The sequence below is a fragment of the Pseudochrobactrum sp. sp1633 genome (genome assembly GCF_030376605.1).
Taxonomy (GTDB): Bacteria; Pseudomonadota; Alphaproteobacteria; order Rhizobiales; family Rhizobiaceae; genus Pseudochrobactrum.
Genome location: NZ_JARRAE010000010.1, coordinates 129,146 through 154,382, shown reverse-complemented (window position 1 = coordinate 154,382; position 25,237 = coordinate 129,146). Strand labels below are relative to the sequence as shown.

Genomic DNA, 25,237 nt, shown 5'->3' with positions numbered 1-25,237 from the left:
CCGGCAGTGCGGAGATATTTCACATCTTGTTTTATTTCTGCCATCTCCACCGCGGTAATACTGCCATAATCGCTTTTATCCGGAACCTGAACGTTGCTAAGCTGACTTTCAGGAACCAGACCGTTTTCATCCAGCGTAGCAACGCCCCCTGCGGCTCCCTTTTCGCGCGCCATCAGTGTGGCATGCCCGCCTTCAGTCGTACCGTCATGCACACGGAGGTTATTGTTCGTTGTGTCGTGTGTAATTTCACTCATCGCGCCAATGAATGCCTCATGCTGTGCGGCGGTGCCTCGACGCCAACGTACTTCGGTGCTCATGTGAATTCCTTTCGGGCAATAAAAAACCGCCTCATGGGCGGTGAAAAATGATCAGTTGAATTGACGAAATTAGGCGTCTGTCAGCGTTCCGTAATCAATAGTCGTTTCCAGCTGCATAACCTTACTGGGATCAAGCAACTCAAGTCGTTCAGACTCCGCAGTCGTAAACGCCTGATAGCCGTTTGCAAATGCGAATGTCAGAGTTCCCGAGCCAGTAACCGGCTCGCTAGAAACGTCGAAACCATCCGGTGCCGACAGATCAACAGAGGTCACAGTCCCACTACCGCCACCTTCGGGCAATTCATCCAATCTGGCTAATGGAATGCCGCCTTGTGTTGTTCCATCGTGTAAATGCAGCCTGCCAGTTGAGGTGTTATGGGTTACCTCACTTTGTGCGCCAGTAAACGAGGTATGCTCAGCGGTTGTCCCTCGACGTAAGCGTAAAACAGTTGCTTTTGCCATTATTCCAGTTCTCCAAAATCATTCTCGAAATATTCCATTGGCGTTGTTACAGACCCAAAATCATAACTCTCCGAATCTGAAGCTATCTCTCCGGCATCGATGTCCTCTTCCCCTGTCATGAGATACCTCCGAAATCCCTGTCAAAATATGTGCTGGTGTCAGAAGTCCATCCAAAGTCATAAGCTAACCCTGGCTGAAACCCGATAGACCCAGACACGGCAGCCTCCACAAGGTCTTGAGCTGTCTGCGCAGCTGCTTCTGACGAACTGGCCGCAGCCTCAGCACGTGCAACCAAAGCATCAAATTGACTAAGCTGATGGACAATCGCGTCAATCTGGGATTGGAGCTGCCGATCTCCGGCGATGCGTTCAGTGCGCTCCAACGCATCCGCAGCTATGCGCTGCACCCTCTCTAATAAATCAGCCGCAATGCGCTCTAGTCGTTCCCTAACAAGGCCATCGCCAATCAAAGAAATTCGATTGTCCCGATCTTGTATCGCCATTGTCAGGCGATCAAGCTGAAGCTCAACTGCCTTCGCATCATTCCTCTGTTTGTTCTCTAAATCAACGGACTGCTTGGCCTGCGTCATACGGGTGCGGACGACTTTTAGACCGGCAGCGGGCGCATTGTAGAAAGACACAGCGCCGCCATTTGGCCACGAGCTGCCAGCGATTGAGTAATGCTGATTTAAGTATTGCGGCGTGTCTGCACCATCATCACTCCGAAGAACGACAACAATCTCATCCTTTTGTAAAAACCGGCGCGGGTATGAAAACTCTTTGGTAACGCCGTTTCCATCTGAGATGAATTCAAGCTGGTCTGGTACAGGTACAACCATTTAAGGCCTCACATAAAAAAGCCCCGCGTGAGCGAGGCAAAATATTCAGATTGTGAAAAGAATTTAACAATCAGACGCAAAGCGTCCGTATGATCGGCAACCATCTGACATATACGGTTTACCCTTGGGTGCCATGACGACAATCAAAAGACATACAATAAAGATAGCGCCTGATTTTATGGCGAAGTCATATTCCTTTTTGCGGACAGCTGAAATGGTCATCAACCCTGCAAAGATCATAGGAAAAAATGCGAGGACGGCGAGAAGGGTTAGCAAAAACAATCACTTTTTCCTTGTCTCTGGCAGTTTCATCGCATCGCCTGCTTCATCTTCAACTTTATTCAGAAGACCTCGAACATAAAACAAATTTTGAAACGGCAGCAAGCCTCTGATCTTATGCAAATCGGCCTTTGAGGTATCACCTGCGAAGATAGACCCTGACACTTGGAATATGTCCGAAACTGCATCGGGGGTCGGGCCGAGGAATGCGCCAATCACATTACGCGACTGATAGCGGCTCATTTGCTCACCGGTGAGACCGGACAACCCTACCCGCCCACGGCTGGCCTTCTCAGCAATATTATTTACATCCATCATCCAGCCGCTCAGACCAGACCAGTCAAATGCGTTGGTTGCCCAAACCATCGGATTGTCTGAAAGCTCTCGTTCTGCTGTCAGCTGCTTGGCCATATAAGTCATCGCGCCGAGTGAGAGAGCTGTAACAATACCGGCCAATGTATCCGCATCGCGCTGCTGAATAGCTGAGAGGGTAATTTTCTGCATGGCAGACACATTGAAGCTTTTAAACTGGCCAATCGTCTTGCCGAGTTCTGTACTCATCCAGAGCGGCTTATCTTGCCCGGGCGTTACAATGATGCGATCAACATCTCGCACTACGGCCGTTCGAAAGGCTTCTCGCGCCAGACGATCATCCCAATCTCCCGCTTTTGCCAGCAGCACGCCGTCCTGTGTTTCGCCATACTTCTTAAACTGTTTATGAATTCGCTCAGCAAGATCGGTGCTGATGCCAGCAGCGCCAAGTTTCCTGATCTGTTTTGCTGTGGCAGTGCCTCTGGCAATGGCTTCGGTTGCATGAAGCATATTGGTCATAACGATCATACCGCTGAACTGCTTCATAGCGGCGTTCCACGGAGCCATGAGTGACACCACGCCAAATCGCGTCCCGGCAGATTTAACGGCACGTTCAAACTTGCTGCCACGGCCAAAGTCATCGCCAATTTCAGCGAGTGACATAGCGCGACTATCAAGGATCATATCAAGGGCTGTGCCTGCGGCCTTCACTTCCGCTCCGGCTTTTCTGACAAGATTGTCCTTGGCTAGAAGATTCATATTCCGAACAAGCGGCACAAACCCATCACGGAAAGTCGAGGTCAATCCATGTTTAAAAACGATACCGGCCATATCCGGAAAGGCTGAAAGGGTCATGCCTCCCAGCAAGCGCAAGTAATTCAGGTTACGTGCTACGCGACCGGCGCGAAGCACAATGCCATCCGGATTTGATGGCAATGCATACTGACCACGGATACGGTCGCGCATGCCCTCAATGTCCCGCACAGCGCTTTTACGTGCTTTCTCAAGTCGTGCTCGTTCCTTGGCTTTCACTTCGGGAGTAGCTGCCTTCCCCTCTTTATCGAGCATACCGTCGATGGCAGCAATCTTACGATTGGCTTCATCGTTGATCTTGCGGATTTGCTCTGCCATATCCGGTGAACCGAACTTATTGGTCAGTTCAATATCTGCTGACATGGTGCGCACCTGAGCGTGGAGCACCTCTTCAATGTCGGTATTGAGGAACTCCTGTATCTTCTTGCTTTCAATGCGCAGAAGACGCTCTTTCAATGGCCCACGTGGCCCCGAGACAATGCTGTCATATGGGATGCGACCATCAGCATTACCCAGAATTGTATCTATAGTCTGGTCAACGATATCTGTGATCTCATCGTCCGACAGGCGTGAGAATTCATCCGCCTTCTTGGCAGCTGCATCAGCCTTTACATTAGCTTGCCTCGCGACGTTTTCAGCGTCACTGATCCGCGCTGCAGCATCTCGTTTCGACACAAAATAATCATTCAGGATACGCGCAAAATCAGTTCTGTACGCCGCGATTTTATCTTTGTTGTACATGCGAAACAGGTGCGATACATCGCCTGCAGCGGCAATATCCTCGGGCAGCAAGCGGGCCTCAATGGCGGCTCGCTTCATTGTATCATCAATCTGCCGGTAGATTTTTGCCGCTTCCGCAATTTCAGGAACAGCATGCGCATCGCCGCTAAACGCTGCCCGCCCCACTTCCTCTTTAAACTGCTTGAATGTCATCTTATCGCCACCGGTTATGCGCTGCATTTCGGAGCGCATAGGAGCAAGACGGCGCTGCCATCCGGTCGGATCTGGTGCGTTGTGAAAATATTTAGCGTATGTTGTATCGATCTGTTGCAGTGTATCCGCCAGCGGTGCCTGCCACATCTTCATGCGGGTCTCAACAGAACCACCTATTTCTGTCGCAACGCCTTCAGCATTGGCTTTGTATTCCAGCGGGGTTTCTGCAAGCTGCCGTGCAGTCGATCTCGCCTCATCAAAATCTGATAGCTGTGAACGGATAAGAGGGTCTTGAGAGCGTACGCCCCAGAACTTCTTGATCAGTGCTTCATCTTTAATTTCAGTTGGGCCTTTGTTTACGGCCGCAGCACCAGCTGATTGCGCGCTGCCGCCACCAAACACTGCCATGTCAGCTTCTTCAAAAGCTTTATTCTGCTGTTCTATCTTACGACTAAGCCCAGACAGCTCAGTGGATGATAGATACCGGCCTGCCAGCGTTCCAAGCGCTCCACCCAGCAGAACTGAACCACCAATATTAAAGACGCTTTCTTCGCCAGTGCGTGTCTGCTGTGTCAGCTGCAAACCAGCTTCGGACACAGTGGCGTCAATACCAGCACCAATTGCTGCCCCTGCCGCAGTTCCGGCCGCGCTCTTTGCTGCACCAAGCACGCCACCGCCAATAGGTAAAAGCGTTGGAAGGTCAAACACGCCAGCAGCTAGTGAAGCAATTGTACCGTGGATGCCAGCAGCATCCAGAGTTCTGCGATCCGAGACTTCGCGTTGAATTTGGATTTTCAACGCGTCCGCCGCTCTCTGATTAAACACGCCTGAGAAGCGTTCCACATATGGTGCAAAATCCGGATCATCCTTGACATAATCGATGGCATTGAAGCCTTGTTCAATTTCGTAAGGGTCTGACATGCCTCGCGAAGTGATATAAGATGTGACCATGTTATCCGAACGAAAGGCTGCTGCCATTGTCTCGCCCATGGTCGGGTCTTGCGGTACATCAGCAGGCGCAACATTTGTCAGATTTTGCACACGAACTGCAGGTTCATAAAAAGGCATCAGTTCCCACCTGCATTCAGTAAACCGCTAGCTTTAGCGTTTTGGAATAGTTGAGTGCGCTGCTGATCAAGACCGGATTTCACAGTCGGCGTTTGGCTTGCCGGCACAGGAATATTAGGAACTGTTGGCTGAGGTAAAACTTGCTGTGCCTCCGGATTATCCCATGCAGAACTTGCACCCATTGGGATATCACCGCCGTTCATATACTCAGCCATTTCGAGGCCGCTGACTTGATTTCGCGCAGCTGTTTCAAGTCGCTTATCTTGTTGTTTTCGTGCTGCAGCTGACACAACAGACAAGTCTGGTCGCCATTGTTTGCCATAAAGGGTTTGCAAATTTCCCTGCTCATCCTTGTAAAGAACGGCGTAGCCGGGCAATTGATTGGATTTCACTTCTGAGCCGGTTTCAGGTGTTGATACCAGTACAATACGGCTCATGATGCTATCGCGTGTCATTGTGCGATATTCCGTCAGCCCGCCTTCATTACGGATAAAAACTTCGCGCCCTTCAACTAACCCGCGATAGCCATCATTCCCCTTTGTTGGATTGAGCAATTGATCATTCGGAAATGCCTGCGCCAGATCATTGATAAGCTGATCTTTCACATATCCATACGGGTCGCCGTCATTTGGCTTTGCTGGCCAGAATTTTTCCGGCGGGTATTTCATCACGGACTTCGTGCCAGTGATTTCTGTTGTCCCGTACAACCGCTTCATTTCAGCATCGGCGCGATTCTTTGCAAGTTCCGGATTGCCGCCAGATGCGTAAAACTGCTCTTCTGCAATCGCTAGATAATCAGCCGCAATCCCCGCAGCTTGCTGCTCGTTGAAACCTAATTTCGGGTCATTGAAAGGCAACCAGCTATCATCGAAAATTGCGCCAATATCCGTGTTCTCGATCTGCTTCCTGAACTCTTTGGCAGCTGGTTCTAATGCTTTACGCTCACGAATTTTATTCGGATCATTCTGCTCAGCGATGCGCCGCGCTGCATCAGACGACGACAGATTAAGCGTATTTACATAATAGTCAAAGTCATCAACTTTCTTCTGAACTGCACTCCCGCCGTCACGGCGACTAAGTGCAGACGGATTGATCTGTGAAAATCGTGAGGCTGCTTGTAAAGCGGTTTCGACCTCGGCAGGAACCTGACTTTCTGCTCCGGCGCGGAGTTGGTTCATCGTTGATTGCGGCACTGTGCCAGACTGAACCACCAATGATTCAAGCGCTGCCTGTCTATTCTCCGGCGCAACAGCCTGATTGATAACCCCGCCAATTGCATCCACCTTCTTCTTTCCATCCGACGAGTACGGATCAAGGCTGAGCACACCATTCTGGAAGTCAGCCATCGCCTGAGCTGTCATAACCTGATCGCCCTGACGGGATCGCAAAGCCGACAGAAGCGTAGCTTTATCGCTATCATTCATCCGGCTCGATAAGATTTGCTGGGCGCTGGAAATTTCACCCGTCTGGATACCAAGCTGCAAAGCACCTTTCTCGCTATTGTAGGTGGCGGTTGCCTGCGCATCGATAGCTGTCTGCCCCCGCTGTGCGGCGGCATTCATTTGATCATATAGTGATAGACGTTGAGACAGCGACAAATTAGCAAAGCGCGGATCAGCAGGTGTCTGCCCCGCCGAAGAGGCTTTGCCTCCCATCTTGCCTGCTGACCATGCGGCTACATCACCGGCAGACTTACCTCGGAGAAAACCATTCGCCTGAACAACCGCTGGCCCAACAATACTTTCTATTGAAGCATTCGGATCAGCCTTAAGAACTTGAGCAGCGCCGCGTGGCCCCAGAAAATGGGCAAGGTAAATATTCCCTGGGGTTTGCTGAATGCCTTGATTTGCAAGAAATTGAGCGTTTTCCCGTGTATAGGCTGTTGTCATCTCGCGGGAGAGTTGCGGGTTTGTTTTTAGGGCAATGAGTTCCGCATTAGATTTTCCGCCGGCAATATCTGGGCGGTATTTACGCACCATATTGAGCCATGTGCTATCAATGAACTGCCCCAGACCGGCTGCTGATGAGTTCGGATTTTTTGCCTTGGCATTGCCACCGCTTTCAACACCGATGATTTTCCCGACCACAACACCAATCGCATCGCTACCTACTGCAGGCACCCCAAGCCGATCAGCTGCACCAGTAATTGAAGCAGGATTTGCCTGAGCTTCACGCACTTCCCGCTCACCAATGGTCAGCGAAAACATTTCGTCAGCCTGTTTTTTAAGCTTTTCTTTTTCAGTTGGTGACAAGCCAGAAGCATCGATAGTACGGTGGGCATCCTGCTTTGCCGCATCAAACATGGCCGGATCGTTAAAAACCTGATTTTGCAGTGTCTGCTGGCGCTCTGTAATACTTGTGCGATACCAGTTATTTCGCTGATCGATTTCTGCAGCCGCTCCTTTGTCAATCCATTGGTTTCGTGCAGTGGAAACCAGCTCAGCAAATTTGGGTTTGAGGCTGACCGGTACAGATTTCAAAAATGCTTCTGACCGCTTGGTATAGATGCCCGACACATTATCAGTGAACCCTTTACCTGAAGGGGCCATGCCTTCCTGCTGCTTAGCGAAATCTAATGCATTATCATCCTGCCAGCGCTGAAAAGCTTGATTGGTAGCAAAATCATCAACCTGCTGCTCCATCTGCTGACGACGCAAAGCCATCTGGTTCTGCATGTCTGCATGATTGTTGATTGCGTTACCAACCTGCGCCAAGCCCTGACCAATGCTGTTATCTACGCGTGTGTCAGGAATGCCGCCAATATCAATGGTACGGCCAGCTTCAATCGGACGGATTTGAACCATTAAAACATACCTTGGATCGCGCCACTACGAGCACGTTGATATTGAGTATAAGGATTTGAAATCATTGTGCGCTGCTGGTTCGTCTGGCTTACTCCTGTGAAAGCATTAACACCGGTCGCTAATGCCCCCATATACCCGCCAGTCATCGCGCTCTTTGCATTTGACCGAGCGAGACCTGATTGGAACCGGTAATTGTCGCTTTGTACCTGAGCGCCGTAGCGAATAGCCTGCTCATCTAGGCTTGCCTCAGTTGCGCTGTCCTGCAGCACATCTATCGCGGAGCCGGAAAGCGCGATACCGCTTGATAGATATTGCCCCCGCATAGATGCGAGTTGCCGGTCACTGGAGCGGCTTTGAAGGTTCGCATCATAGTTCCCCTTCTCCGCTGCCATTTGCGCCTGACGGTCAGCATATGCTGCTTGTGATTTATATGAGGCAGATTGCGCGCTGGCTCCGGCTACCTGTCCCGCCATGGAGACACCTGCACCTATGAGCGTCATTGAGAGTGGGTCGAAGCACATTAAGGGGTACTCTCCAATTGCAAGACCAAAGATCGGACGAGCAAAGGCAGCGGCTCATCTGTTTCAAAGATAAGTTTGCCCCCACCCTCCATCCATGATCCGGATAAGTCGCAAGGCACAAAGCCCGTATGGAGTTCAATCGCGCTTCCGAAAAGGCTATCACCTGTTTTCAGCAGCTGTTCATGTAAACTCGACTGCCAATTCTCACCGCCAGCTGCTCCGACTTTTGCCGCGCCTGAGTTCAAAACATCTATGCTTGCCGCAATGATAGTGCGGTTACGACCGAATAGTGTGCCATCTTGTTGAGGTCCTGCTACAGGCTGCGTGATCGCTCGACTTTGAAATTTAAGGCCAATGCTAATTTTCGCAGCGGGAAAAGGAAGCGTTACGCTCCCGCCTACAACCTGCAAGTCTTTGACCACGCTGCCATCAGCCAGAGCCACAACTGCTTCACCCTCAAGGTGTCCAAGTCCGGTGATTACACTGATCTCAGTACCGCTATACTTGGCCCCGCAATCGACGTGAAATGCGTTTTCGACAGTATCAATGTCACCATCAAACGGTCGCTCAAGAACTTCGATGTAGCGCTTTAGCTGTCCATTGATTAACCGGCGGACGCAGAGATAAACATCGTCAAAGCCCTCTTCCTCCCCCGGAATAATTGCTAAGCTTTCAACGACGCCGCCAGAGATTTCATGTTTTGCAAAACCGACAACTTTCTGCTCCCTGTCATAAGTGACGGAAACGAGAGAGCCGTCTGCCATCGCACAGTAAATTTGCGGGTCAGGACGCTCACAATACCCCCAGTCGATTATCCCGCTTTTAAACAGATGCTCCCCAAGCAGAGATAATTCCGGTGCAACATACCGGTTTTGGTCACCCAAAACGAGTTCACGTATCTTCGTCGCGCCTACACCGGCATAAATTGTAACGCCACCAATCGACAGAGGCTTGAGAGCTGCAGCACCACTTGTAGGGCCTTTGCGCTGAGATATATTCACCGCCGAGAATGTTTTATTCAGATCAGCGGGGCCAACGGTTCGAATTTGACCTGCTGAGCCTGTTACCAAATCCTCGTCGTCGGCCAACCATAGGATTTCATTCTGATTTGATGAGAGTAGTGTAATAGCTAAACCATCGGTTTCTACATTTGGTTCACTCAATCCATAATCATCAAAGACACCTTGCTTGGAGCCGAATACCGTCACCGGCTGACTATCTGTCCTCGCCCACATCAAACGCTCATTGAACAGCCTGACACAGGCTGGCCAGCCGGAGGACGGTGAAAATGATCCCATACGCCATGATGCAATCGGGGCAGTGTTGAGCAGCTTATGTCCGTACAGTTGGACTAAAACCTGTGTTGCTGAAATATAGCCTGTAATTTTTGCCCACTGCCACCTTGCCGATGGCCCGACATACCGAATTGTGCGCCCTACATCTGTGGCCTGGAATCCATTACCGTTATTGATACCGGCTGTTGATGATGCAGTTAGCGTTGTTGGTACCTGTTCAGTTGCCAACCGATGAAGGCCAATATCACCCCAACGCAGTTCAGTTGAATCATTTCCCTGCGGCCCCATCCAATTGAAACGATACTTTGAAAATGCTCGCTTGTTGTCGGTTTCAAAATAATGTCGTCCACGGCGTGACCAGCCGCTTTCGCCCTCAACGACATGCAACACGACCCAGTCAGTACCGTCCCACCCTTGGAATTCCCAGCCATTCGGACTGTCATACATGAATTCTGAGTTTGCCCCTGTTACCCAGTAATTATCAACGGCTTCCGGACTTGCCAGATCAAACTGTTGGAATCCTGTCCCTGTATTGGTGCTAGAACTGTGTCCCACAATATTAACGCCACCATCACCTCCCGGGCGCAGAGTTGTAGAGACGTTTTCTTTGTCCATGCATGGGCCGTCATTGAAAACGACATCCTCCATTGACCAGTTCACATCACCGGCGCGGAGCAGTTTTTTCGGGCTTACATCTTTGTGGGCAAAATATGCAGCATCATTGAACTGATCGTAGCTCAATCTTTGCAGGCTCGATGCGGAATAAGGATGCGAAATGGTATACGGAGAAGCGCCAGAATATAACTGTGCTCTTTCAGACAGGAAGCGCATCGTCCCGTTTCCGTTTAGCGCAAGGACATATGCTTGTTCTTCTGAAAAACGGAATGGTAGCAATCGCGTTAACTGGTTGCTGTCTGCTACTTCTGCAATAAATACCGTACCAGACCGGCGACGAAGCCCGCCATGTGTCAGTACATTAAAATTCACACAGTACGACAGTGACGATAGCCAGAAATCAACGTCAGACCGAGACCCTAGAAGTGGGGTCGTCCAGCCTTTATCAAATGTAGCCGTATGTGAATAATAAGCCATTAGCGCTGTGCCACCCAATCATCATCAGCGGCACGCGGACTGGTGCCTTCTATTGCATCTATGCGCCATGCTGCATCAATCGCTTCACGGTAGAGGCCTTGGGCTACTTGCACATAGGACACTTTCCCAGTGACCCAGTGGCCGCATTTCATCGCAATGTATGCTGCCAGCGCCTCAACAAATGCGGCTGGATACCGATCATAATCCTCGGTACGTCGAACATACCGAACCTTGAGCGGGCCTTGCGCATCTGTGAGAATCCGAGAGCCTTCAACCTCATGACGGATCGGTGTGCCTTCTGACTTTCCGCAAGCTGTTACCGGCAGCACTCTCAGGCAGTCGTGCGGAACTGTAAAAGCACGTTGCCAGCCAAACGCAGGCGCAACCGTATCGGCAGCCAGTGCGACACGCTGAAGAGCGAAATTCCAATCATAACGAGAGAGCAAGCTATCTCGTGATGTATCAAAGTTGCGCTTCATCCAGCGAACAATTGGCCGATTATCATTCTCAAGACTGGTAATCTCAGCCTCTTTGAGAATGTCGAGAGCCTGATTGCAGATATCAGTGGGGGTCATTCTTCCTCACCTTCCGGCTCTTGTTCAGGAGGCGGTGGCGGCTGGTCCTGCTGTGCGTCACGACGCTGCTTCTGCTTTTTCAGATACCACCATGATAACGAAGGGCTATATGCCGCCATTGCACTATTCCGTCACCGGTGCACGGACGGGTTTCTGCATGCGCTTACCGTCTGGTCTGTGTCTATTCAAAACATCGAGAGTGGCTTTGCCTGCTGCATTAGCCGCCTCGATATTCGTTTCACGAATAGAACGGTCGATTTCGCGCTGCTCCAAATTTAATTCGTGCAGTGTCTTTTCACGATGAGGCTCGATATCTTTGCTCATGGAAATCTCCAAAAAGAAAAGGAGGGCAATTGCCCTCCAGTTCGATTAGCCGTTGGTGACGAGGAAGCTGATCGGAATCTGCTTGCGCTCTGGATAAACGCGACCCCAATTCGCAGCCGTTGCCATTTCGGCGGTTGTCGGGAACTCTCCCGCCACACTGGCATCCGTCCACTTGATGCCGTAAGGGTGCAGTACAAACTGACGGCGCGTATAAAGAATATCACCGCCAACGCCGTTACCCTGTTCAGGCTTGCGGTCAATTTCGATATTCGGACTTGTGCTCATCGCCTGTTCGTTGAAGCAGATTGCTTCATTCCCCAACAGATATGTCACATAGCTGGTTGGGTTGCCCGTACCGTTGCTGATGATTTTTGCAGTATCAGACACAACAACGCGATAGCCGAGATATGTAGGGAAGCGAACTTCGCCGCGCGCATCAGGGATAAAGTCGATGAGGTTCTGTTTCTGCAAACGGGTGTAAATTGCCGAGTGCATAATCAGCGTCGACAAATCTTCCGCCGCATCACCCATTGTCTGCTTTGTATCAAGGATAGCTTCAGCAGAAATCAGATTTGCGTCTGTTGGTGTGCCGGTTGTGATCCCGATATTGTTGACCATATCACCGGAATCGTTGGCCACATTGTCCAGATACACACCATGGAGCGAGGCAACCAACAGCGTATTCAGATTGCGGATCCACCAGTCTGAGACAAGATTACCAATTGCCTTCATTGGGTCATCACCGGCCAATACACCAGACAGACGCATAGATGACCACGACTTGGTGCGAACATGACGAGCTGCCACATCTTTACCGGCTTCGATTTTGCCCGGAACGCTGAGCTGTGTCGGATCATCAGAACCAATATCACTATCAACATCGGTCAGATCACGCCAAAAAGGCACGTTCGACGTCTTGCCCCCACCGATCAGGAATTTAGCCATATTGGCATCGTTCCGAAGAATACCGGACTGGAAGATTGCACCACGCTGTTTTGTGCGCTTGATCATGTATGGATAGAAAACTTCTGGGACGATAACGTCCGAAATGCGGGTAGTAGCCATTGCTATAACCTTTCCTGAATGGCTGCCGTCACTTACAGTCCGTAATCAGCAGGGTTACCACCTGCTGCACGGATTAGTGATCTGGCTTTTGACGGATCGTCACGAACGAGCTGCCCCTGTTGTGTCAGGTTTTCATGCTCGGCTGAGAATGGATTGCTGATTGTGCCACCGGCATTGAGAAAAGTTGTGTCCTCGCCGTACATTTCCTTGCCAACTTTGGAGAGCGCAAAGGCGATCTTCGGGCTGAGTACAGCACCATCGACCGACAAAGCCCCAAGGCGGGTAAGCTCATCCTTCAGACCCAACTGGCCAATAGCTCGGCTCGTGTATTCGAGGTTCTGCTTGTAGCCGTCAGTATCCGGATCGCCCCACTGCATAACGATTTCCCGATGGGTATCGCCTTCGGCTTTTGCCATGGCATCGCGCGCAGCGGTAAATCCTCCGGCTTGCATCCCAACGAATTTGTCATGCAATGTCTGGGCTTGCGCAGGCGTTAAACCGGCTTCATGCGCCCATGTACGGAATTCAATCGCGCTCTTTTCGTCATAAGGGAAACCTTCCGGCACAGCATCAGTATTGAGCTTAAGCTCATACTTATCCGGCGTTTCAGGTCGTCCTAACTTGCCGTAGAACGCATTCCAATCATCAGCCGAGGCATCTGCCTCTGGCACTTTCAAGGCCTTGCTTGCGTGGGTTTCCAGCTCACGATACGAACGGATCGCATCATCTGCCGTCTTCCACTGCTTCGCTTCGACTAAAGTGCGGTTATCTTCGTGTTGAAGGCCAGCCACCCAGTCAACGCTGTTACCATTTGACCCTTGATCAGTAACAACGGTTGCGTTCGGAGCGGTTGTAGGTGTTTCCACCTGCCCATTCTCGTCTGCCATAATGATTATCCTTGTTTAGAGGTGCTCGGCTTCTGCGCGAGCGGCTTCTTCCAAAGCTCTCAATTGTTCATCACTGAGAGACAGGAAATGAAAAAGCCGCCCGAAGGCGGCTCGCTGACCGGCGCTATAACCGGCTTGATAAAGTGAGAGATCGGCATCAGGCGGCTCAACCATGTAAAAACCGGTCTGCGCAGCCAGATCAGCCAGCACAATTTCAACCGCCTCAGTCTGTTTTCCGAACACTTCAAGATAAGCGGCATGAAGTTGCTGCTCTGTTTGTGCCGGAAGTATTTGGCGGGTTTTGGAAACGTTGCGCCACGTCATCCTGGCATCATCCCGTTAGCTTGCGCCATCGCCTGCATCGCTGGCGTTGCATCCTTGGCGGCGGTTGCAGCTCCCTGCATCATGGCAAGAGCTGCTTGGCTTTCCTGCTGCTGTGCCATTGCTTGGCGCTGCTCAGCCACTTCCTCATCACGTTTGAACATCTTACGTGGTGCGCCGTTGATTTCACGGGTTAGTTCGAGCGTTTCGTCACCATCGATTTTCATTAGCGTTGAACGATCGTATTCCCCAACAACAGTTGCCATTTGCAAAACACGTTCGATGCCCTGCATTTCTGCCATGCGGCGCATACGAGCCAGAGGGCCGGTGAATTTCACACCGACATTCTTGCCACCAACAGATGAAGGCGGTTCAAGCGGTGAGCCTTGTTCAAACGCGCCCTTTCGCTGAACGATATCAACCTCACGATCAATTGCACCAGCAATGCCGGTTTCTATCTTTGCACCAGCAGGGCCGAGCAATTCACCCTTCTCATTCGCCCGTAGCAATGCCTCGGTCGCTGTCATCTGAGGGTTATCAACCATTGTCTGGAAAAGGTTAATGTACATGCTCTCACGGACGGACAGGCGTTTGGCTTCGATCAATCGCTCGGCAAATGTCGGGTTTTGCGCCTGAATAATTGGCTGTGCCAGCAAGCGCCCCTGTTCATCCAGCATACCGGCATTAACTGCCCCAGCATTCAGATTGAGACGCTGATTATAAATACCCCGCATAGTTGCCATCGGCGGTTTAATCATCTGCTGCGAGACTTGAGCAACAGTCTTGCCCATCACCTGCAGCATTTTGATTTCAGAGAGCGCAGCCATGACAGGAGACTGGCCATAAGGCGAACCGTCCGTCTGATCCCACCACATCACCTGATACGGGAATGTGAAGAAGCCGCTCGACCGGATCAGATGACGGCTTTCAACCTCTAACCAGAATGAGGCATATGGCTGATGACGACGCTTGTCTTTATGCTCTCCTGCTTCCTCACGCGGCATAACACAATGAATGAACGTGAATGGCTGGTCTGGTTTGTTGGTGAGAGCGGATTTCACCTTTTCCGGCAGGCTGTCGCCTTCTTGTGAGAAATAGCCCTCAGCAGCCCGCGCTGTCAGTTCAAAGACGCGGATACACTTATCAACATCGTCGTAAGCATCAATGCCCAGATATGTTTCAACCACCGGTATAGAGCGGTAGAAAAACGGTACTTTGACCGTATCAATGCCACGGCGGCCGATATTCTCTTCCAGATACAGAACACCTGTGCCAAGTCCGCACGCCCCGCGAATTGCCTTCTGATTAGCCAGCGCGAAATTGCTCTTCGCATCATACCGCGCTGTGAAATGGTAATCCCGCAGCCGGTCAAGCCATTCCTCTTCAAGATCAGTCGGATCTGGTGAAAACGGATCATCAAGCGAGAACGCGTGCCATTTCTGGGCACGCGGTGCAATCAGGCTTTCCATTCCAGCATTCAACCGGTCAAGAGACCATGCTGCGGTTGCATCGAATATTTCTTTGCTCCGCTGAGCTGCTTGCGGTTGTTGCGCTGTACCGGTCAGCGATGAAGCAATGTTCATCCCGTTCAATTCGTATTTATGGGAGGCATAAGGCATGCACAGAGTGACAACATCGCGCCATGTGGCTTCCCAATAATAGCGCTCAACAGCCATTTGCTGCTGCATACGCATGATGTCGTCAGCAATACCCATATTACATACCGCCGATTGTTGTGCGCTTCAGGTTCTTACCGTAATCCTGCGCACCGAGCGGCGTGGTAATGATTGTTGCTGCACGTCCCTGCTGTTGCTCTGCAGCGGCCATTTCATTGGCACGACGAGACTTTGCTGCCTCTGCATCCGCGTCAGGCACTGCCGGTGCATCAGGGATTTTCGGGGTATCAGGTTTAAAGCACATCTTGCCAGTCCTCTTTCAACCACGCCCAAAGCTCGAAAGCCTCACCATTCACGCCATAATTTAGCATGTCAGCTTCTTTTCGCGCTCTGATGCTGGATAACCATTTATGCGCGAGGTCATGATCAGCTATTGATCTGATCTCAACGCGCGTTACGCCCTCAGCGATTAACCGCTCAGGCCATTCATTTAAGCAAAATCGTGTGATTGCAGGCGTTGCCCGCTTGAACTTATCCGTGCCGTAAGCCCACGCATATCGCAGATGCGGCTGATATATGTAATTGCCAATGGATACACCAAAGGCAGCGACCGGTTGCTCATCAATCCAAGCAGTCCAGCACCAGTTAGGCGATGAGAGATAAGACGTTGCGCCTGCCTGTGTGCCGCTTTCCAGCAGCGCAGTTGCGAATATCTCGCGCCGGTCTTGCTCACGCAGGTTTGCCGCCACGAAACAAATGTCTCGCAGCGTTCCGGCTCTGATTTCGATTTTCACCAGTTATCCAGTATGTTTTCGTCAGCGGCTACGAACTGAGGCTCATAATAGCCCACGTTTTGATGTGGCGCTGCCACAGGCTCCGCGAATGTGAGTGACAATGCGTCAGCCAGATCAGGCGAACGTAGCCCTCGCTTCTTCATATCATCCTTCTTTTCCAGCATAATGCGGTTGGAAGGATCAAATTTGTATTGTGGCCCCGTTAATTCAGCGGCGAGATCAATATCCGAACTATGTAGAACGCCACGCTCACGTAACCATTCCCGCATACGCCCCCACATCTCAGCGCGTTTATTGTAATAGCGGTTGTCCTGCCCTGCTTTCGCACCGCCATTTACCTCGATCACATTGAGGCCGAGAACACGCAACCGGTCAACAACACCGCCACCAACGCCGACGCCATCAACGAATATCGCCTGTGGGCCTCTGCTGCGGGCAACTTCAACGATATAGCCGGATAGTTGCTGCGTATCCAATCGTTCCCATTTCATCAGGTCTGTGAGAACATCGCCTTCACGGATTGCCAGCACTGACCGGTCATCACCAAATCGCGCAACATCGATGCCGAACAAAACCGGCTTTGCACCGCGTCGAAACTGTCGTTGCTGCGCCGCGTTCACATCATCCCATGAGATGAATTGCATATCGGCAAGCGTCTGATACTCACCGAGCCAGACATGAGCATATTTTGCAGGATCAGCACGTTTATCGCGCTCCATATCCTCGCGGAGAGCGGAAGGGAAAAACGGATTGTCTGAGTAATTTGCGCGAACCACAACAGCATTGTCATTCGCTGAGTTGCGTAAAAGCTTATCAATCGGATCTGTCGGCTGGTCAGGGTTCCATGAGAACCACAATTCAGAACCGGCAGCGCGAAGTGTAGGAATGAGCAAATCAAGAGATTTCTGGGATACCGTCTGCGCTTCTTCTACCCACGCGCGGTTGAAACCCTCCAGCGATTTGATGGATGCAGCATTATGGCTCTTTAAGCCACGGAAGATTATCAGACTGTCATTTGGCCCGCGTATTTCCTGATCAGTGATATCAAAGTCATCAAGAAGGCCATATTCAGCAATCTTATCCTCAATCAGCTGCTTAACGGAATCCTTGATTGAGTTCTGCACTTCACGAAGACACACAGCACGGATTTGCTGGTTTGCACACTCAAGCACAAGACGGGTTGCGAATGCATGGGATTTACCTGAGCCGCGACCACCCCATGCTCCATAGTAACGAGCGCCAGAACGAAAGAGCGGCCTGAATACCTCAGGTATCCGTATCCGATGTTTTAGATTGCTCGACAAATTCAACCTCAAAGCGTCTCACAGGAATTGGCCCACCATCGGGACCAGAATGCTCATTCATTACCTTGTCGCCGTATTTTTTAGGCGCCATCTTTGACATGAGCCATTTGCGCGTATCGATGCGAAGTTTGGCACGTTGCGTGTCTTCTTCGTTCTCTTCATCTGCGATCGACAAGATATCTTCAGCCATCGCATCCATTTGAGCATCGCGCGCACGTGCGTATTGCGCAGAAAATCCATTACGATTTTCTGTTACCCAAAGTCTAACCGTGCTTTCAGCTGGCATATCCTCGGCAGTGCATATTGATCGCAATGAGCTACCTGATGCCAACTCCATGCAAATGTATGAGGCTAAGGCTTCTGTATATTCTGTTGGCCTGCCGCGCCTTGGTTGCTGCCCTGCTCTTGCCTCAGCCTTATCAGCAATCTGTTTTACGCGATCTGGTGGGATGCTCATGCGTTCACCTTATAGGCTCCAGCCAAAAGCAATACCGAGGATGAACACGACACAGATCATCAGCGTAGCATGCCAACCTGAAAATCCGATTTCGATGTCACGATTGTTGCGTGTGTATTTAACTGCCATCACTTACCCCTTACTGCGGCTGCAATCCATGCAATGCCAGCGAGAGCCATCCACATGAGAATGACTATACCGCTAAAGTGCCAGAATGATTGAAAGGTGAATTCGAGGAAGGACATTACAATCACACACCAAAAGCCCGCGCCAAACGATCAAGCTCTTCCCCTGCGCATTTAATATCACTACGCACATGTCGTGACCGGTCGGCCAGCTGGTTCAGAACACCCGATGCCATTACATTCTGGTCTTTGCTGCAACCGGCGGAGGGAGCACCACCAACAATTGCCGCTATAATCCCAACAACTTTCTCAGAAAGAAAGCGAGCATCTTCAATTAAACAACTGATCTCATCGGCTTCAGAGTGCTTATCTTTTACAAAACCCATTGCCTCGCCAATGGAGCCAATCTGAGAAGCGCTTAGACTGTCAGCTAAATTTCTGTGAGTATGCATTCACACTCTCCAAGTTTGGACAATAAAAAACCCCGCACTAAGCGGGGCACCAAGAATTTCATACATATTTACTTAAGAAGGTTATATTAGTAATATATAAATTCACGGGGTAATTTTTATTACTTTGGAAGGTTGATTATGCATCATTCAAATAATGAAAATCAAACAAATCATTCAACTCCACATCCTATAGAAGATGAATGCCAAAGATCATTGCAGCGCAGCAGCTCAATAACAACAAAATCAATATATATAACCACAGCATTAATTATATTAAACGCAATTTTTTCAATTGTTTATTTAACTGAATAGCAAAAACGACCACTGAATATCATAAAATATGGTTCCGCCTCATGGGATCGAACCGCGAGGAACGGCGGGGTGAAGCCGGCATTACACAAATCTCTGTGCCCGTCCGGATAATATATCGCGCAAGCTGTAGCCCTCAAATGCCCAGATTTTATTTCGTGCATTATCGAAAGCAATCTTACGCCCAAGGTCTGCATCGAAGTTTTCAGGACTGGCGCAAGCACTCTCACCAATCACAGTAAAACCATTGCGCAAGGTAAGGCAGCAAACAGTAACTGTGGTGCCGGTGAATACGTGGTAATCAGCGCTGATGATCTGGTCATCAATATGCTGTGGCGTCAGTCGCGGAGCATTCAAACCTCTACTCTGGATTTCATTTTCAATAGCCGCTTCATCTTTACTCATCATTCTTCCTTTCATGGGGATGATTCTGGACAATAAAAAACCCCGCCGGAGCGGGGCTGATGTTTACTAGTATTATTCACTCTGATGTTTGTCGACCAAAGATGAAGCCAATTGTTGTTGTGATGACCGTGAAAAAACTAACAATTGCCTCCGATAATCTTGCATTAGGGTACGCTGCTGAAAGCCATAGAAGAAAAATTACTGCGACTATACTCAACAACAAGAGAAAACCAGCTATATTAGTCGGGGCGTGCTCTTTGCCTCCAAAAAATTTCCCCAGCATGCCACGCTCCTTGTGCTTATCCTCATAATGAGCTTTAGCCGCCGCTGCATTTTTCGGTATATCTGAGGTGCTGCTCATATTCATTCACCTTTAACCAGAAATGAATATGAGATGCTCCATTGCATACTTTCGCCAGTACCAATAGAATGTAGGACTAATGCTAAAGATAATGTTTTTTCATTAAGCGTACCAATTGTTGATTGCCACGACGCACCAAAACGACTCATAAAGTTAATTAACTGAAGATGTAATGATTTCTCAGTTTTTGCGACTTGGACTACATCTGGCCGGCCATCGTAATCTTGAGCACCGAACTCAAAGACATAAGATAAACCATCTATATCAAAAGAAAATGATTTAGTTTTAGCGGGCAGAGTCGCCGCCCCTGAGCGGACAACTTTATAGACAATCCCATCAACATTAATTGTACTAATACTCATAACACCCCCAACCTTACACCAATGTGCAGGTTAATGGGTATTTCTTAAGTTCTTCTTATTGCAGTAGGAATAGTTGAAACTGTTCTTGAATCAAAAAAGGCAGCCTTTAAGCTGCCTCTCAAATCGGATTTCGCGTTAAACGCAAATCACCACAATACAAAATATAGTATATTCCGCTTAAGCGGGCAACAGCCTATTGTGTTTTATACCCCCAATGCACAGCCAGCGCGTCTAAACCGTCCTTGATATAATCACTATAGGTGGTCTTTTCGCGTTGTGTGATTGCGATGTCTGTAATCTCCATTCCCTGCCCGACGACCTTAATCATCAGGTCAAAGGCTTTACGGCCAAGAACAGGCTTGCATTCATTCAACCGCTGTACCGCATCAATCATGCTGTCCGGCAGCGGATCAATGCCTTTACCGCCGTCCACCTGCTCACGGCCATAATCTATAGCAACCGTGCCTTTAGCACCCGACCGCTCCCAATAATGACGGAACCGGCCGGCAGCCGCCCATTGTGCATCATTGATATGACCACGCGAATAGAGAGTGCCAACAGCACTCTCTTTGATATTCACATAAGCCTTGATCTTTGGTGGGTTCCAGCTCTCGCCTGAGTGATCCGGTGAATAAAACGGATTTGGAACGCGATGCACCCGAATATCGGATTTGAGGGTTCCCACCTCGCCGCGAGAGATTGCTTTTCGCTGTTCTTTTGATGGTGCCGCCATATGTATTTCCCTGCGCTGAATATCTATTGTAACTCTATAAACTACTGCTAATATTGAAACTTGTTGCCACATCATCTGAGGGGTAAACGAGTGCGTATGCAGCGTTTTATGAAGTGGCATTTGTCAGGTGACGACTGGATCGTTATGGATTGCCTGACTGGTGAGGAGGCTTTTGTTGGTGGCGTCAAGTATGGTGCATTAATTGAGGTCGAGGCTGAACGATATGCTGAAACTCTCAATTGGCTACATAGTTATGCACCTCTAAACTCAGCGCCCTGGATTTACGAAGAGCCGTACGAAAGAGAATGACTGCACACGTCTGCAGCGTTAACTCATTCCCAATGCGTCCATATAAAGCTGGATCATCGCTTCTTCTTCCTGACGCTCGTGTGCTTCTTTTTTACGAGCTCGGATGATTGCGCGAACAGCCTTGGTGTCAAAGCCTGAGCCTTTGAGCTCCGCGAACACTTCCTTGATGTCATCGCTGATCGTGGTCTTTTCTTCTTCAAGGCGTTCAATACGCTCGATGAAAGCACGTAACTGCCCAACAGCTATTGCCTGTGCGCTGTCGCCTGTAATGTCGTCACTCATGGTCTGATCCTTATGCTGCGTGTTTCTTGAGAATATTAATGGCGGCGCGTTCTGATGGTGTCCCATGCCCGAAAGCTTTGGCTTTGTGATAGGCGCAATATCTACTGCCGATATTTACGCGTGATCCGCAAAACAGGTGCTCCTCACCCTTGCCGGCATCATTCACTGCCCACCGGCAATCAAAGCTGCTAAGCTCCACAAGAGGTCGACCAACAGTCTGAAAATCTTCGTTGCGCCTTGTCGGGAATGGGATTGGCTTTTGCGATTTTTGCTTCGGCTCGACCTTCACGATTATCGCGTTTTCAGTTTTGGCTTTGCGCTTGGCCTCGCGATATTCACGGGCTTTAGCAGCGCGATAATCTTTGATTTCGTCGGCGGTTTTGGCGGCAGGCTTACTCGCCTGCCTTTTTGAGTTCACCGCCTCAAGTTCTGGGTTCCGCTTAACCAGTCCTATGACTGCATTTTTAGTCACGTTGAACACGCCAGCAATTTTTGAAAACGAAAGCCCTTCGACCATCATCTTGGCGACTTGCGCTTTGTCTTCATCGCTCCAGCTTTTGTGAGGCTCACTCATCTCGCTGCCCCTACCTGTTTGAATGTGTCTCTGACCGGAAGGTCTGGAATTTTGTTGAAGGCGGCTTCGCCAATTTGGCCGATAAGCCGGTCACGCACTTGGTCAGGTGTTTCTGTGATCCCTGATTGGCGTTCAGATGCCTTCGCTTCGTCATGGGCTTGGTTGAACCGTGCCAGCATGGCCGCAACTCGCGCGCGCGCCTCTGGTGTCTTTGTTGCCTCATGGCGCAACCGTTGCTGCTCGTTTTCACTGCGCTGGCGGTGAGGATCTAATTTCCTAGCTCGCTCCTCAGCAAATTTCCGTTGAACCAAATCGCACTCTTTGCGAAGCTCTGCTTGCGAAGGCATGAACGTATGGTCGACGTGAGAGTGACCGCTGTTGAAATTATTAGTGGCAACTTCCAAGCTGTGGATCGTCACGCCATCAAGGGCTTTGAGATAAACAATCTGGATCAGGTTTCGATCAATAGGATCGCGCGTTGGCAATGCGGAGAGGATGTACATTGCTTTCTTGATGTCGGTTTCTGTAACCTTCATCGAGTATGTTTGAGCTGTGGCTATCTGGTTCATTCGGGAAAATCCCTTCTTCGCGGAGGGCATCTGCCCAGATTTCAGTGTGGGAAAGTTTGCGATTGGCTGGCTGACTATCGCGGCGCGGCGCATGCTGACGGTTCTGCAACCATTCCGGTTTGAAGCCCTGCCAGCAGTTCTCAATCATCGCATCGGCAGCGGTGTTCGGGTCTGGGCATTTGGCGAACTGGTCAGCCAGCAGCTTGGCGGCATGCGGGGTCAGTGGTCTTTTGAGAGCCTTACGGTGTTCAATCACAGCCTTGGCGTGATCTTGGTCTAAGACCTTCATCAATTCGCTTTGAACAGATGCTTTTGCAGGCGCTTGCGCCTTAACTTCTGAACGAAGTGAAGAAGTATTAATTGGTGTATTGGTGTCTTTAGTGCGTTTTGTTTGCGTTTTCTCTGCGTTATCATTGCGTTCGACTTCCTGATAATGCGAGTAATTACAGATAGTTACGTGCGTTTTCCCTGCGTTTGATTTTGAGGTGATCATTTCGTGCTTTTCGAGCACTTTCAGAAACGATCTGACGCGGTAATCTGACTTCCAGCGCCACTCTTTTTGAAGCTGGCGCAGGGTCACAAACAGACATCCAGCCTGTACGTCATGCAGATCAATACCGACGCGGTGTTTGGTGTCTTTCCATGCGGCATGAGCAATCAACCATAACCAAGCTTCGCGCTCAGTAAGCGGCTCTGCCTGAAACAGTTCATGTTCAAAGATAGCAGTCTGCATTCTGATCCAGCGGCTCATGCCTGCACCTTTGCCTTTAGAGGTATATTCCAGTCGAGAAGAACGGCTTGCACATCGCCAACAGAACGGCAGACGGCATAAGGAACGGCATTGCGGCCAAACCAGTCTGCCCAGTCCTTCTGTGCTTCGTTCAGGCTGCCTTTTGAGGCTTTGAGTTCAATCAGAGCACTGGCACCACCTTTGGCGATGATCTGAATGTCCGGCACGCCGGCTTTAACCCCTTCCCGCTTCATACGGGCAGCGGTGATTTTGTTTCGCAGTCCACCGTTAGGAATGGCAAAGGCGCGATAGTCAGACGGAAGTGCCAAGTCTAAAAACTTGAACACTTCGATCTGCAATTTGCTTTCGTCTTGCTTCATTCTCTCAACTCCGGACAAATCCATTCAGCTGCACCTGCAGCCCAGGTTCTAAAGCTGACCGCAATCTTGTGCCGCCGACTGAATGACAGCCAACGAAGCAAGACGGGCGGTTTCGGCGCGATATGCGGCTTGTTTTCTTCTCCCATCGAGGATTGCCTTCATTTCTTCGATTTCTCGGTTTTCAATCCTGCTAGCTTCTTTGTTGAAGACAGCCCTCACTCTGCGGCGCGTCCATGCACCGTTGCGCTTACTCAAATCTGAATACGCCCGCTCCAGCATGGACTTGATCGTTTCGCGAACACCGCGCTGACCAATGATTTCGTCCAGCAGAGAAGCGGCCATATCGACATCAGTCATCGTCGGCTCCTTGGCTGAAAAATCCACGTTCTTGGATGAAATTCCCACGTTCATGGGTGACTCCTTTGTTACGTTTCAAATCAGCGACGATTTGAGACGTAACAGGAGCAACCAGTGCATGGAGCCAGTGGGAAAGATTGCGCTGCGCATACTGAACAAAAACAGACATGCGCAGATACACCGCCGTAAAACGGGAATTGATGGCCGAGACGATCAAGCGGGGGCAAAGAGCCGCCTCGGCCTCACCGGCGGGAGGAGTGACCGGTGATATGAAACTGATTGATGGGGTCGCGTGGCTCATGCTGCGCGATCCTTTTTTTGAATAAAATCCTTACTCGTCACACTCCCTTTTGTTGCTGCTTGTATACGCAACATCAGAGACATAGACGGCAGCGAGACCCCGCGCTTAATGCGGCTCACTTGTGACTGAGAGCACCTGACAAGCCGACCAAAGGCATCATCAGATAAACAGTGCTTTGCTAAGTACGCTTTGAGTTCCATAAGGCAATGATATGCATTTCATGCATAAATAGCAATAACAAAATATGCATGACATGATTTTTTATGCATCACCATTAGAGATATAATCATTTGTATGGCACCGGTAACAAAACCAAAGCGACAGAGACGCGCGCACTTTATTAAGGAATGGCGGGAGCATCTTGGATTAAAACAAGATGAAGCCGCAGCACGTATAGGCGTAACTCAATCTAAAATAAGTCGCATCGAAAACGGCACCACGCCGTATGATCAAGATTTTCTTGAGGAGGCAGCGGATGCTTATGGCACTACTGCAGCAGCCCTGCTTACTGGGATACCTGGGCGCGCCGATGATATCACTTCAAAATTCAATCAGCTCAACAATAAAGAGCGGGATCAGATTTTAGACCTCATCGATTTTCTCCTATCGAAAAAATCCTAAAGCATGAAAATGTAGATCGTTTTCATTTCATGATTAAGGCGGCATTCCCATTGGCCGCCATGCATTCGCTCCATATCTTTGGCTATTTCTAAAACCTTTTCATCAATGGTTTTCGCAGCCTGAATTATTTCTGCACTGGCCGCTTTATGATCAACGCCAGCAGTTGCCGCTACGACTCCACCTAAAACGCTACGCCGTGAAAGCATTAGAATCTCCGTTCCCACAAACGCCTATCATTCCAGAAAATTAGAACATATCAAGAACGATTTAGCGCAAGCGAACAGATTTTT

General features: G+C 49.9%; 33 protein-coding genes and 1 pseudogene. 2 read left to right on the top strand and 32 right to left on the bottom strand.

Annotated elements, in window-relative coordinates; all coding sequences use genetic code 11:
• The 24 genes and pseudogenes from P8H26_RS12845 to P8H26_RS12735 form a co-directional block, all read right to left on the bottom strand.
• The coding region (locus P8H26_RS12845) for a hypothetical protein (RefSeq protein WP_289633437.1) at positions 1-317 on the bottom strand (317 nt) is incomplete at its 3' end.
• A 69-nt stretch (positions 318-386) separates the two neighbouring features.
• Positions 387-626 carry a hypothetical protein gene (locus P8H26_RS12840; RefSeq protein WP_289633436.1) on the bottom strand — a complete coding sequence of 80 codons (240 nt, stop codon included), beginning with the start codon at positions 624-626 and terminating at the stop codon, positions 387-389.
• Between the two features lie 36 nt (positions 627-662).
• A pseudogene (locus P8H26_RS18165) lies at positions 663-779 on the bottom strand (hypothetical protein); the annotation flags it as partial.
• A 115-nt stretch (positions 780-894) separates the two neighbouring features.
• Entirely contained in the window at positions 895-1,617 is a 723-nt protein-coding gene (locus P8H26_RS12835) for a hypothetical protein (RefSeq protein WP_289633434.1), read from the bottom strand.
• Positions 1,618-1,899: 282 nt separating this feature from the next.
• Positions 1,900-5,022: a hypothetical protein gene (locus tag P8H26_RS12830; protein WP_289633433.1), complete on the bottom strand. Its 3,123-nt coding sequence runs from the start codon at positions 5,020-5,022 to the stop codon at positions 1,900-1,902.
• Complete coding sequence (locus P8H26_RS12825) at positions 5,022-7,826, bottom strand: hypothetical protein (protein WP_289633432.1); 2,805 nt, start codon at positions 7,824-7,826, stop codon at positions 5,022-5,024. Before P8H26_RS12825 ends, P8H26_RS12830 begins: the two co-directional genes overlap by 1 nt.
• Positions 7,826-8,299 (bottom strand): hypothetical protein, encoded by a 474-nt coding sequence (locus P8H26_RS12820; RefSeq protein ID WP_289633431.1) that lies wholly within the window; start codon positions 8,297-8,299, stop codon positions 7,826-7,828. The genes P8H26_RS12825 and P8H26_RS12820 overlap by 1 nt, the downstream gene beginning before the upstream one ends.
• 47 nt (positions 8,300-8,346) lie before the next feature.
• Positions 8,347-10,734 (bottom strand): hypothetical protein, encoded by a 2,388-nt coding sequence (locus P8H26_RS12815; protein ID WP_289633430.1) that lies wholly within the window; start codon positions 10,732-10,734, stop codon positions 8,347-8,349.
• Complete coding sequence (locus P8H26_RS12810) at positions 10,734-11,309, bottom strand: hypothetical protein (protein ID WP_289633429.1); 576 nt, start codon at positions 11,307-11,309, stop codon at positions 10,734-10,736. The genes P8H26_RS12815 and P8H26_RS12810 overlap by 1 nt, the downstream gene beginning before the upstream one ends.
• Positions 11,306-11,428 carry a hypothetical protein gene (locus P8H26_RS12805; RefSeq protein ID WP_289633428.1) on the bottom strand — a complete coding sequence of 41 codons (123 nt, stop codon included), beginning with the start codon at positions 11,426-11,428 and terminating at the stop codon, positions 11,306-11,308. The genes P8H26_RS12810 and P8H26_RS12805 overlap by 4 nt, the downstream gene beginning before the upstream one ends.
• 4 nt (positions 11,429-11,432) lie before the next feature.
• On the bottom strand, positions 11,433-11,633 hold the full coding sequence (locus tag P8H26_RS12800; RefSeq protein WP_289633426.1) for a hypothetical protein: 201 nt from the start codon (positions 11,631-11,633) through the stop codon (positions 11,433-11,435).
• Between the two features lie 45 nt (positions 11,634-11,678).
• A complete protein-coding gene (locus P8H26_RS12795; RefSeq protein ID WP_289633425.1) occupies positions 11,679-12,698 on the bottom strand; it encodes a major capsid protein in 1,020 nt (339 codons plus the stop codon).
• Between the two features lie 32 nt (positions 12,699-12,730).
• Positions 12,731-13,585, bottom strand: a complete 855-nt coding sequence (locus tag P8H26_RS12790; protein WP_289633424.1) for a hypothetical protein — start codon at positions 13,583-13,585, stop codon at positions 12,731-12,733.
• Between the two features lie 15 nt (positions 13,586-13,600).
• Positions 13,601-13,909 (bottom strand): hypothetical protein, encoded by a 309-nt coding sequence (locus tag P8H26_RS12785; protein ID WP_289633422.1) that lies wholly within the window; start codon positions 13,907-13,909, stop codon positions 13,601-13,603.
• A complete protein-coding gene (locus tag P8H26_RS12780; protein WP_289633421.1) occupies positions 13,906-15,621 on the bottom strand; it encodes a portal protein in 1,716 nt (571 codons plus the stop codon). The genes P8H26_RS12785 and P8H26_RS12780 overlap by 4 nt, the downstream gene beginning before the upstream one ends.
• A gap of 1 nt (position 15,622) precedes the next feature.
• The gene (locus P8H26_RS12775) at positions 15,623-15,826 is read right to left on the bottom strand and encodes a hypothetical protein (RefSeq protein ID WP_022710425.1); all 204 of its coding nucleotides are present in this window, start codon (positions 15,824-15,826) and stop codon (positions 15,623-15,625) included.
• Entirely contained in the window at positions 15,816-16,316 is a 501-nt protein-coding gene (locus tag P8H26_RS12770; RefSeq protein ID WP_289633419.1) for a hypothetical protein, read from the bottom strand. The genes P8H26_RS12775 and P8H26_RS12770 overlap by 11 nt, the downstream gene beginning before the upstream one ends.
• A complete protein-coding gene (locus P8H26_RS12765; protein WP_289633418.1) occupies positions 16,313-17,620 on the bottom strand; it encodes a PBSX family phage terminase large subunit in 1,308 nt (435 codons plus the stop codon). Before P8H26_RS12765 ends, P8H26_RS12770 begins: the two co-directional genes overlap by 4 nt.
• Entirely contained in the window at positions 17,583-18,077 is a 495-nt protein-coding gene (locus P8H26_RS12760) for a terminase small subunit protein (protein WP_289633417.1), read from the bottom strand. The genes P8H26_RS12765 and P8H26_RS12760 overlap by 38 nt, the downstream gene beginning before the upstream one ends.
• Before the next feature lie 250 nt (positions 18,078-18,327).
• A complete protein-coding gene (locus tag P8H26_RS12755) occupies positions 18,328-18,654 on the bottom strand; it encodes a hypothetical protein (RefSeq protein WP_289633416.1) in 327 nt (108 codons plus the stop codon).
• 393 nt (positions 18,655-19,047) lie between these two features.
• The gene (locus tag P8H26_RS12750) at positions 19,048-19,371 is read right to left on the bottom strand and encodes a Gp49 family protein (protein ID WP_289633415.1); all 324 of its coding nucleotides are present in this window, start codon (positions 19,369-19,371) and stop codon (positions 19,048-19,050) included.
• A 73-nt stretch (positions 19,372-19,444) separates the two neighbouring features.
• A complete protein-coding gene (locus P8H26_RS12745) occupies positions 19,445-19,729 on the bottom strand; it encodes a hypothetical protein (protein ID WP_213597363.1) in 285 nt (94 codons plus the stop codon).
• A 2-nt stretch (positions 19,730-19,731) separates the two neighbouring features.
• Entirely contained in the window at positions 19,732-20,091 is a 360-nt protein-coding gene (locus P8H26_RS12740; RefSeq protein ID WP_213597361.1) for a DUF6864 domain-containing function, read from the bottom strand.
• A 193-nt stretch (positions 20,092-20,284) separates the two neighbouring features.
• Positions 20,285-20,824, bottom strand: a complete 540-nt coding sequence (locus P8H26_RS12735) for a hypothetical protein (RefSeq protein WP_213597359.1) — start codon at positions 20,822-20,824, stop codon at positions 20,285-20,287.
• Between the two features lie 90 nt (positions 20,825-20,914).
• Between P8H26_RS12735 and P8H26_RS12730 the strand changes: the two genes are divergently transcribed.
• Positions 20,915-21,133 (top strand): hypothetical protein, encoded by a 219-nt coding sequence (locus P8H26_RS12730; RefSeq protein WP_139316432.1) that lies wholly within the window; start codon positions 20,915-20,917, stop codon positions 21,131-21,133.
• 18 nt (positions 21,134-21,151) lie between these two features.
• Here P8H26_RS12730 and P8H26_RS12725 read toward each other — a convergent pair whose 3' ends face one another.
• The 7 genes from P8H26_RS12725 to P8H26_RS12695 are packed head-to-tail and all read right to left on the bottom strand — an operon-like array spanning position 21,152 to position 24,326.
• Positions 21,152-21,415 carry a DUF2312 domain-containing protein gene (locus P8H26_RS12725; RefSeq protein WP_289633414.1) on the bottom strand — a complete coding sequence of 88 codons (264 nt, stop codon included), beginning with the start codon at positions 21,413-21,415 and terminating at the stop codon, positions 21,152-21,154.
• 10 nt (positions 21,416-21,425) lie between these two features.
• Complete coding sequence (locus P8H26_RS12720) at positions 21,426-21,989, bottom strand: GcrA family cell cycle regulator (protein ID WP_289633413.1); 564 nt, start codon at positions 21,987-21,989, stop codon at positions 21,426-21,428.
• The gene (locus tag P8H26_RS12715) at positions 21,986-22,525 is read right to left on the bottom strand and encodes a hypothetical protein (RefSeq protein ID WP_289633412.1); all 540 of its coding nucleotides are present in this window, start codon (positions 22,523-22,525) and stop codon (positions 21,986-21,988) included. Before P8H26_RS12715 ends, P8H26_RS12720 begins: the two co-directional genes overlap by 4 nt.
• The gene (locus tag P8H26_RS12710; RefSeq protein ID WP_289633411.1) at positions 22,452-23,309 is read right to left on the bottom strand and encodes a hypothetical protein; all 858 of its coding nucleotides are present in this window, start codon (positions 23,307-23,309) and stop codon (positions 22,452-22,454) included. Before P8H26_RS12710 ends, P8H26_RS12715 begins: the two co-directional genes overlap by 74 nt.
• Positions 23,306-23,668 (bottom strand): VRR-NUC domain-containing protein, encoded by a 363-nt coding sequence (locus P8H26_RS12705; protein ID WP_289633410.1) that lies wholly within the window; start codon positions 23,666-23,668, stop codon positions 23,306-23,308. The genes P8H26_RS12710 and P8H26_RS12705 overlap by 4 nt, the downstream gene beginning before the upstream one ends.
• Before the next feature lie 48 nt (positions 23,669-23,716).
• Positions 23,717-24,025 (bottom strand): hypothetical protein, encoded by a 309-nt coding sequence (locus tag P8H26_RS12700; RefSeq protein WP_238481584.1) that lies wholly within the window; start codon positions 24,023-24,025, stop codon positions 23,717-23,719.
• Positions 24,018-24,326: a hypothetical protein gene (locus P8H26_RS12695; RefSeq protein ID WP_289633409.1), complete on the bottom strand. Its 309-nt coding sequence runs from the start codon at positions 24,324-24,326 to the stop codon at positions 24,018-24,020. Before P8H26_RS12695 ends, P8H26_RS12700 begins: the two co-directional genes overlap by 8 nt.
• A 294-nt stretch (positions 24,327-24,620) precedes the next feature.
• Here P8H26_RS12695 and P8H26_RS12690 point away from each other — a divergent pair, with 294 nt between their 5' ends.
• Complete coding sequence (locus P8H26_RS12690; RefSeq protein WP_289633408.1) at positions 24,621-24,947, top strand: helix-turn-helix domain-containing protein; 327 nt, start codon at positions 24,621-24,623, stop codon at positions 24,945-24,947.
• Here the strand turns inward: P8H26_RS12690 and P8H26_RS12685 are convergent.
• On the bottom strand, positions 24,944-25,153 hold the full coding sequence (locus P8H26_RS12685; RefSeq protein WP_289633406.1) for a hypothetical protein: 210 nt from the start codon (positions 25,151-25,153) through the stop codon (positions 24,944-24,946). The genes P8H26_RS12690 and P8H26_RS12685 overlap by 4 nt on opposite strands.
• Positions 25,154-25,237: the final 84 nt, after the last annotated feature.

Excerpts from the sequence above, each read along its gene's own strand:
- P8H26_RS12835 (WP_289633434.1), bottom strand. The coding sequence starts at position 1,617 with ATGGTTGTACCTGTACCAGACCAGCTTGAATTCATCTCAGATGGAAAC.
- P8H26_RS12830 (WP_289633433.1), bottom strand. The coding sequence starts at position 5,022 with ATGCCTTTTTATGAACCTGCAGTTCGTGTGCAAAATCTGACAAATGTT.
- P8H26_RS12825 (WP_289633432.1), bottom strand. The coding sequence starts at position 7,826 with ATGGTTCAAATCCGTCCGATTGAAGCTGGCCGTACCATTGATATTGGC.
- P8H26_RS12820 (WP_289633431.1), bottom strand. The coding sequence starts at position 8,299 with ATGGCGGGACAGGTAGCCGGAGCCAGCGCGCAATCTGCCTCATATAAA.
- P8H26_RS12815 (WP_289633430.1), bottom strand. The coding sequence starts at position 10,734 with ATGGCTTATTATTCACATACGGCTACATTTGATAAAGGCTGGACGACC.
- P8H26_RS12810 (WP_289633429.1), bottom strand. The coding sequence starts at position 11,309 with ATGACCCCCACTGATATCTGCAATCAGGCTCTCGACATTCTCAAAGAG.
- P8H26_RS12805 (WP_289633428.1), bottom strand. The coding sequence starts at position 11,428 with ATGGCGGCATATAGCCCTTCGTTATCATGGTGGTATCTGAAAAAGCAG.
- P8H26_RS12800 (WP_289633426.1), bottom strand. The coding sequence starts at position 11,633 with ATGAGCAAAGATATCGAGCCTCATCGTGAAAAGACACTGCACGAATTA.
- P8H26_RS12795 (WP_289633425.1), bottom strand. The coding sequence starts at position 12,698 with ATGGCTACTACCCGCATTTCGGACGTTATCGTCCCAGAAGTTTTCTAT.
- P8H26_RS12790 (WP_289633424.1), bottom strand. The coding sequence starts at position 13,585 with ATGGCAGACGAGAATGGGCAGGTGGAAACACCTACAACCGCTCCGAAC.
- P8H26_RS12785 (WP_289633422.1), bottom strand. The coding sequence starts at position 13,909 with ATGACGTGGCGCAACGTTTCCAAAACCCGCCAAATACTTCCGGCACAA.
- P8H26_RS12780 (WP_289633421.1), bottom strand. The coding sequence starts at position 15,621 with ATGGGTATTGCTGACGACATCATGCGTATGCAGCAGCAAATGGCTGTT.
- P8H26_RS12775 (WP_022710425.1), bottom strand. The coding sequence starts at position 15,826 with ATGTGCTTTAAACCTGATACCCCGAAAATCCCTGATGCACCGGCAGTG.
- P8H26_RS12760 (WP_289633417.1), bottom strand. The coding sequence starts at position 18,077 with ATGAGCATCCCACCAGATCGCGTAAAACAGATTGCTGATAAGGCTGAG.
- P8H26_RS12755 (WP_289633416.1), bottom strand. The coding sequence starts at position 18,654 with ATGCATACTCACAGAAATTTAGCTGACAGTCTAAGCGCTTCTCAGATT.
- P8H26_RS12750 (WP_289633415.1), bottom strand. The coding sequence starts at position 19,371 with ATGATGAGTAAAGATGAAGCGGCTATTGAAAATGAAATCCAGAGTAGA.
- P8H26_RS12745 (WP_213597363.1), bottom strand. The coding sequence starts at position 19,729 with ATGAGCAGCACCTCAGATATACCGAAAAATGCAGCGGCGGCTAAAGCT.
- P8H26_RS12740 (WP_213597361.1), bottom strand. The coding sequence starts at position 20,091 with ATGAGTATTAGTACAATTAATGTTGATGGGATTGTCTATAAAGTTGTC.
- P8H26_RS12735 (WP_213597359.1), bottom strand. The coding sequence starts at position 20,824 with ATGGCGGCACCATCAAAAGAACAGCGAAAAGCAATCTCTCGCGGCGAG.
- P8H26_RS12725 (WP_289633414.1), bottom strand. The coding sequence starts at position 21,415 with ATGAGTGACGACATTACAGGCGACAGCGCACAGGCAATAGCTGTTGGG.
- P8H26_RS12720 (WP_289633413.1), bottom strand. The coding sequence starts at position 21,989 with ATGAGTGAGCCTCACAAAAGCTGGAGCGATGAAGACAAAGCGCAAGTC.
- P8H26_RS12715 (WP_289633412.1), bottom strand. The coding sequence starts at position 22,525 with ATGAAGGTTACAGAAACCGACATCAAGAAAGCAATGTACATCCTCTCC.
- P8H26_RS12710 (WP_289633411.1), bottom strand. The coding sequence starts at position 23,309 with ATGAGCCGCTGGATCAGAATGCAGACTGCTATCTTTGAACATGAACTG.
- P8H26_RS12705 (WP_289633410.1), bottom strand. The coding sequence starts at position 23,668 with ATGAAGCAAGACGAAAGCAAATTGCAGATCGAAGTGTTCAAGTTTTTA.
- P8H26_RS12700 (WP_238481584.1), bottom strand. The coding sequence starts at position 24,025 with ATGACTGATGTCGATATGGCCGCTTCTCTGCTGGACGAAATCATTGGT.
- P8H26_RS12695 (WP_289633409.1), bottom strand. The coding sequence starts at position 24,326 with ATGAGCCACGCGACCCCATCAATCAGTTTCATATCACCGGTCACTCCT.
- P8H26_RS12690 (WP_289633408.1), top strand. The coding sequence starts at position 24,621 with ATGGCACCGGTAACAAAACCAAAGCGACAGAGACGCGCGCACTTTATT.
- P8H26_RS12685 (WP_289633406.1), bottom strand. The coding sequence starts at position 25,153 with ATGCTTTCACGGCGTAGCGTTTTAGGTGGAGTCGTAGCGGCAACTGCT.